This window comes from Bacillus sp. JJ1127 (genome assembly GCF_036965845.1).
Lineage (GTDB): Bacteria > Bacillota > Bacilli > Bacillales > Bacillaceae_G > Bacillus_A.
Map to the genome: position 1 here is coordinate 1 of NZ_JBALQK010000201.1, position 6,145 is coordinate 6,145.

The window sequence follows — 6,145 nt, forward strand, 5'->3', positions numbered from 1 at the left end:
GAATTTTATTTTTATTATAATTAATTTAAATAAAAAATGAGAGGAGAAGGTGAAGTAGTATGCTAACGATAAAGAAAACGCTTTGTGATAATAAAGTTAATCCGATAGGGATAGATTCAAAAGTCGTAAAAATTAGTTGGCAACTGAAATCTAATAGACGAAATGTTATACAGAGCGCATATCAATTGCAAGTAGCGACTGATACGGAATTCCAAACGTTATTATTTGATTCTCATAAAGTAAAATCAGATCAAAGTTTACATATGCCAATAAATTCGTTTCAATACAAAGTGGAAACACGTTATTTCTACCGGATAAAGGCGTGGGATAATCAAGGAGAGGAATCAGCTTGGTCAGAAGTGGCATTTTGGGAGACAGGATTGCAAAGTGGAGAAAACTGGGAAGGGCATTGGATCGCTGCTTCAAAAGAGAAAACACAAGTTATGTCTTTTAACAAAACATTTCATATTGAGAAAATAGTAAAAAGAGCGCGATTGTATATTACAAGCTTAGGATTATATGAAGCGTGTTTAAACGGGGAGCGTATAGGGGATTATTACTTTACTCCTGGATGGACGAGCTATGATAAACGAATACTTTATCAAACTTATGATGTAACAAAAATGCTCCAGAGTAAGCAAAATGATATTTGTGTATTAGTTGGAAATGGGTGGTTTAAAGGGCCGCTTACAATGCGTAGTGTACGTAATAATTATGGGAATCAACGTGCAATAATTGCCCAAATTCATATAACATATGAGGATGGAACAAAAGAAAAAATTGTAACAGATGAAACGTGGAAAGTAACACAAAGCCCGATTTTATATTCAGAAATTTATAATGGGGAAGTTTACGACGCTAGATTAGAAGAAACTAAGCAAGAGATAGAAGCTGTGAAAACGATAAACCATTCGAAACAAATTATAGTAGCACAAGAAAATGAGCCAGTTCGTCAAATGAAGAGAATAAAACCAATTGCTATTTCAAGGCTGCCAAATCATGAGTGGCTAATAGATATGGGACAAAATATGGTAGGATGGGTCCGCTTGGCAATTCATCATGCTTATACTGGTCAAAAGGTGGAACTGCACCATTCTGAAATATTAGATAAAGACGGTATGTTTTATACAGGGAATCTTCGAAAGGCGAAGCAAAAGATTGTGTATATTGCGAAAGGTGAAGAAATAGAAACGTTTGAACCTCATTTTACGTTCCAAGGCTTTAGGTATGTGAAAATAAGTGGTTTAACTCACCGACCCGCAATTGAAGATTTTGAAGGAATTGTTTTGCATACTGATATGAAGAGTGCGACACAATTTGAGACATCTAATTTACTTATAAATAAGCTACACCATAATGTAGAATGGGGACAGCGCGGGAACTTTCTTGATGTACCAACAGATTGTCCGCAGCGTGATGATCGGCTTGGATGGACGGGAGATGCACAAGTGTTTATTGGAACAGCAACGCAAATAATGGATGTGCAATTATTTTTTGAAAAGTGGTTGGAAGACTTATTGTTGGATCAAAATAAAAATGGTGCAGTTCCGCTTGTTGTTCCAGATGTGTTTGGAAAGCGTGAAGACTTCAATCTTGATACTTCGGGTGGATGGGGAGATGCAGCAATTATTTGTCCTTGGGTGCATTATTTACATTATGGAGATGTAGCAATTTTAGAAAATCAATATGAAAGTATGAAAAAGTATATAGATTATATAAGAGTACAAGGAGAAAATGAGTACATTTGGGATACTGGATATCATCTAGGGGATTGGCTTGCCTTAGATACAAAGGAAGGGATATATGAAGGTGGAACAGATAAACATTTCATTGCAACAGCTTTCTATGCTTATTCAACATCAATATTAAGGCAGATTGCAGCCATTTTAAGAAAACGAGAAGATGAGCAGTTTTATGAAAATTTGCACACAAATATAGTAAAGGCGTTTCAAGATGAGTTTGTTACACAAAATGGAAGACTAACTTCTGATACGCAAACTGCACATGTATTAGTACTAATGTTTGATTTAGTAAATGATAAAATAAAGAAGAGGGTATTAAAACGATTGATTGAGCTACTAAAGGAAAATAAATATCATTTAACAACTGGATTTATAGGTACGCCGTATTTGAATTTGGTACTAAGTAAATTCAATCGTCATGACCTTGCATGTCAGCTGCTATTTCAGGAGGATTATCCCTCTTGGTTATATCAAGTGAAAAAAGGGGCTACAACAATTTGGGAACACTGGGATGGAATAAAAGAGGACGGTACACTTTGGAGTGACGATATGAACTCTTACAATCATTATGCGTATGGCTCCATTGCAGAATGGATTTATCGATACGTCGTTGGATTGGAAGTAGATGTGATGAAACCTGCATATAAACATTTTTATATGCAGCCGCATTTTAATTCTAAGTTAGAGTGGATAAAAGTAAGGCGTGAAACAGCTTATGGAGAAATTAAAATTGAATGGCGTGTAGAAGATGAACAAGCAATATTAAATGTTTCCGTGCCAACTAATACAACGGCAACGTTGCGAATAGGGGAAAATCAATGGAGGCCGTTACATACATTAGAAGAGAAATTAGGATCGGGCGATTATGAATTTAGATTTTGTAAAAACATAAATGCATTAGCAGAATTCTGTTAATATAGAAATGTTTTTTTTATTAATTAGGCTTGCTAAATCTGTTATTATTATTGTGGTTGTTAATAATATGATAAACTCCATATAGAAAAGATTGAAAGAGGGTTTTCTTACATATGAAACATGCTGAATATGAATACTTAAATTTGTGCCGCCATGTTATGGAACATGGTACAAAAAAAGAAGATCGCACAGGGACAGGGACTGTATCTGTATTTGGATATCAAATGCGTTTTGACCTTAGCAAAGGTTTTCCTTTATTAACAACAAAACGTGTTCCATTCCGCTTAGTAGCAAGTGAACTTCTTTGGTTTATGAAAGGTGATACAAATATTCGTTATTTACTTCAAAATAACAATAATATTTGGAATGAATGGGCGTTTAAAAGCTGGGTAGAAAGCGATGCTTATAAAGGGCCAGATATGACAGACTTCGGACTGCGCTCGCAGCAAGATGAAGAATTTAAGAAACAATATGATGAACAAATGGAATTATTTAAAAAGAATGTTTTGGAAGATGACGACTTTGCGAAGAACTATGGATATTTAGGAGATGTATACGGAAAACAGTGGCGTGCTTGGAAAACAACAGCAGATGAGACAATTGATCAGTTAAAAGATGTAATTGAAATGATTAAGAAAACACCAGATTCACGCCGATTAATCGTTTCGGCATGGAATCCTGAAGACGTGCCAAGTATGGCTCTTCCGCCTTGCCATACGTTGTTCCAATTTTATGTAGCAGATGGAAAGCTTTCATGTCAGTTGTATCAAAGAAGTGGTGACATTTTCCTCGGCATTCCATTTAATATTGCAAGTTATTCACTGTTAACGCACTTAATTGCACATGAATGTGGTCTAGAAGTAGGAGAATTTGTTCATACAATTGGAGATGCACATATTTATACAAATCATTTCGAACAAGTAGAGAAGCAGTTAGCGCGTGAACCGCGTCCATTCCCGACACTTACATTAAACCCAGATGTGAAATCTGTGTTTGATTTTGAAATGGAAGATTTAACATTAGAAGGATATGATCCACATCCAGCAATTAAAGCACCAGTTGCAGTGTAATTGTAAAAGGAGATGAAAACATGATTATTTCATTTATGGTCGCAATGGATGAAAATAGGGTAATCGGTAAAGATAATAAATTACCGTGGTATTTACCAAGTGAGCTACAATATGTTAAGAAAACGACAATGGGACATCCACTTATTATGGGGAGAAAAAACTATGAAGGAATCGGAAGACCGCTTCCAGGAAGACGTAACATTATCGTAACACGCAATACGGATTATCACGTAGAAGGCTGTGAAATCACGCATTCTGTGGAAGAAGTTTTTGAACTTTGTAAGAATGAAGAAGAAATTTTTATTTTTGGTGGAGCTCAAATTTATGAGTTGTTTTTACCCTATGTAGAAAAGTTATATATAACGAAAATCCACTATGCATTTGAAGGGGATACGTTCTTCCCAGAGATTGATATGAAAGATTGGAAAGAAGTGTTTGTAGAGAAAGGCGTGACGGATGAAAAAAATCCGTACACATATTACTACCATATATATGAAAAACGGCAATAACAAAAAGATTGATGTGAATGGGAATGTTCACATCAATCTTTTTATTTACATAACTAGATAGAACTTTATGAGTAGGTTTCGTTGATGCTATAATGAGAGCTAGCATGTGTGTAATATTATGGGATTGGAAAATAATTCGAAGTACAGTTTCTTTGTTTAGTAAAAGGAGGAGAATCGGTTGAAAAAATTATGGGGGTTGCTTTTTCTATGCTTTGCACTCGCACTAGTTGGATGTAGTAAAGAAGAAAAGCCAGAGCAGGCATTTGATACATATGCAAAAGCATGGAATAAGCAGAAATTTGCAGATATGTATGATCAGTTGTCAGAAAATGCGAAAAAAACCATTTCAAAAAAAGAATTTACAGAGAAATACGAAAAGATTTATGCAGGAATAGAAGTTAAAAATTTAAAAGTAGACACAGGAAAAGTAAAAGAGGATAAACAAGATAACGAGCCTGTTCCTTTTAAAGTAAGTATGGATACAATGGGCGGGAAAATTTCCTTCTCACATGAGGCAAAATTAGTGAAAGAAAAAAATGGAGATAAAGAATCTTGGAAAATAGATTGGACTCCAGATTTCATTTTTCCAGGTATGACAAAAGATAGTAAAATACGCATGCAAACATTCCAAGCAAAGCGCGGGGAAATATATGATCGTAATGGAAAAGGACTTGCTACGAATGGAAAGGCGTCTGAAGTCGGTATTATTCCGGGGAAATTAGGAGATACTGCAGCACAGACAAAAGAAACAATAGCAAAACTATTAAATATGTCAGTAGAAGAAATTGATCAAAAGTTAAATGCAAAATGGGTAAAACCAGATTACCTTGTGCCAATTGGTATTTTACAAGAAGGAGCAACGCAGAATGATTATATTAATTTACCGGGCGTTGCAACGCGTTCAGTAAATGTTCGTACATATCCATTAGGCGAAGCGGCAGCTCATTTAACAGGTTATATAGGAAAAGTAAATGCTGAAGATTTAAAAACACTTGCGAAAAAGGGGTATCAAGCTGATGATCCTGTGGGGAAAGCAGGTTTAGAGCAAGTGTTTGAAGAGAAGCTACGTGGTAAAAAAGGTGGCCGCGTCTTTATGGAAGATGCACAAGGGAAAGAGATAAAAGATTTAGTGAAAACAGAAGCGGAAGATGGACAAAATGTTACTTTAACAATTGATAGCACTGTTCAAGAGAAAATCTTTAATGAAATGAAAGGGGAAGCAGGTTCAAGTGCAGCGATAGATCCACACACTGGTGAAACAATTGCTCTTGTAAGTAGCCCAGCTTATAACCCTAATGTAATTGTGAGAGGTGCATCAAAAGCACAGCGTGAAGCGTGGAATAATGATCCGAAAAAACCGATGACGAATCGATTTACACAATTATCTGTGCCAGGTTCCGTATTTAAGCCTATTACAGGCGCAATCGGTCTTGAAACAAAAACACTTGATCCGAAAGAGGAATTGAAAATTGAAGGTTTAAAATGGACGAAAGATTCTTCTTGGGGAAATTATTATGTAACACGTGTGAAAGATGCAAATCCAATCGATTTTGATAAAGCAATGAAGTATTCCGATAACATTTACTTTGCACAACAAGCTATAAAAATTGGAAAAGAGAAATTTATGAGTGAAGCAAAGAAATTTGGATTCGATGAAAAATTACCAATCGAATACGGATTCCCAGTTTCAAAAATCGCAAAAGATGATATTAAAAATGATATTCAGATGGCTGATACTGGATATGGACAAGGTCAAGTGTTAATGACACCTCTTCATTTAGCTTTAACATATGCACCAATTGTGAATGACGGGAATATACCGTCTCCGCATCTTATTAAAGATGATAAACAAACAAAACCTTGGAAAGAAAATGTAATTTCTAAAGGAAATCAGGAGATATTAAAAAAT

At 35.4% G+C, this 6,145-nt stretch carries 3 protein-coding genes and 1 pseudogene (1 of these 4 cut by a window edge); all 4 read left to right on the top strand.

Annotation, left to right across the window (positions count from 1 at the left end):
- Positions 1-59 precede the first annotated feature (59 nt).
- On the top strand, positions 60-2,657 hold the full coding sequence (locus V7183_RS18820) for an alpha-L-rhamnosidase (protein ID WP_335360453.1): 2,598 nt from the start codon (positions 60-62) through the stop codon (positions 2,655-2,657).
- 113 nt (positions 2,658-2,770) lie between these two features.
- A complete protein-coding gene (locus tag V7183_RS18825) occupies positions 2,771-3,727 on the top strand; it encodes a thymidylate synthase (protein WP_097899057.1) in 957 nt (318 codons plus the stop codon).
- 20 nt (positions 3,728-3,747) lie between these two features.
- Positions 3,748-4,236 (top strand): dihydrofolate reductase, encoded by a 489-nt coding sequence (locus V7183_RS18830; protein ID WP_097899058.1) that lies wholly within the window; start codon positions 3,748-3,750, stop codon positions 4,234-4,236.
- A 178-nt stretch (positions 4,237-4,414) separates the two neighbouring features.
- Positions 4,415-6,145 (top strand): annotated as a pseudogene (locus tag V7183_RS18835) (penicillin-binding transpeptidase domain-containing protein) (it continues 241 nt past the right edge of the window).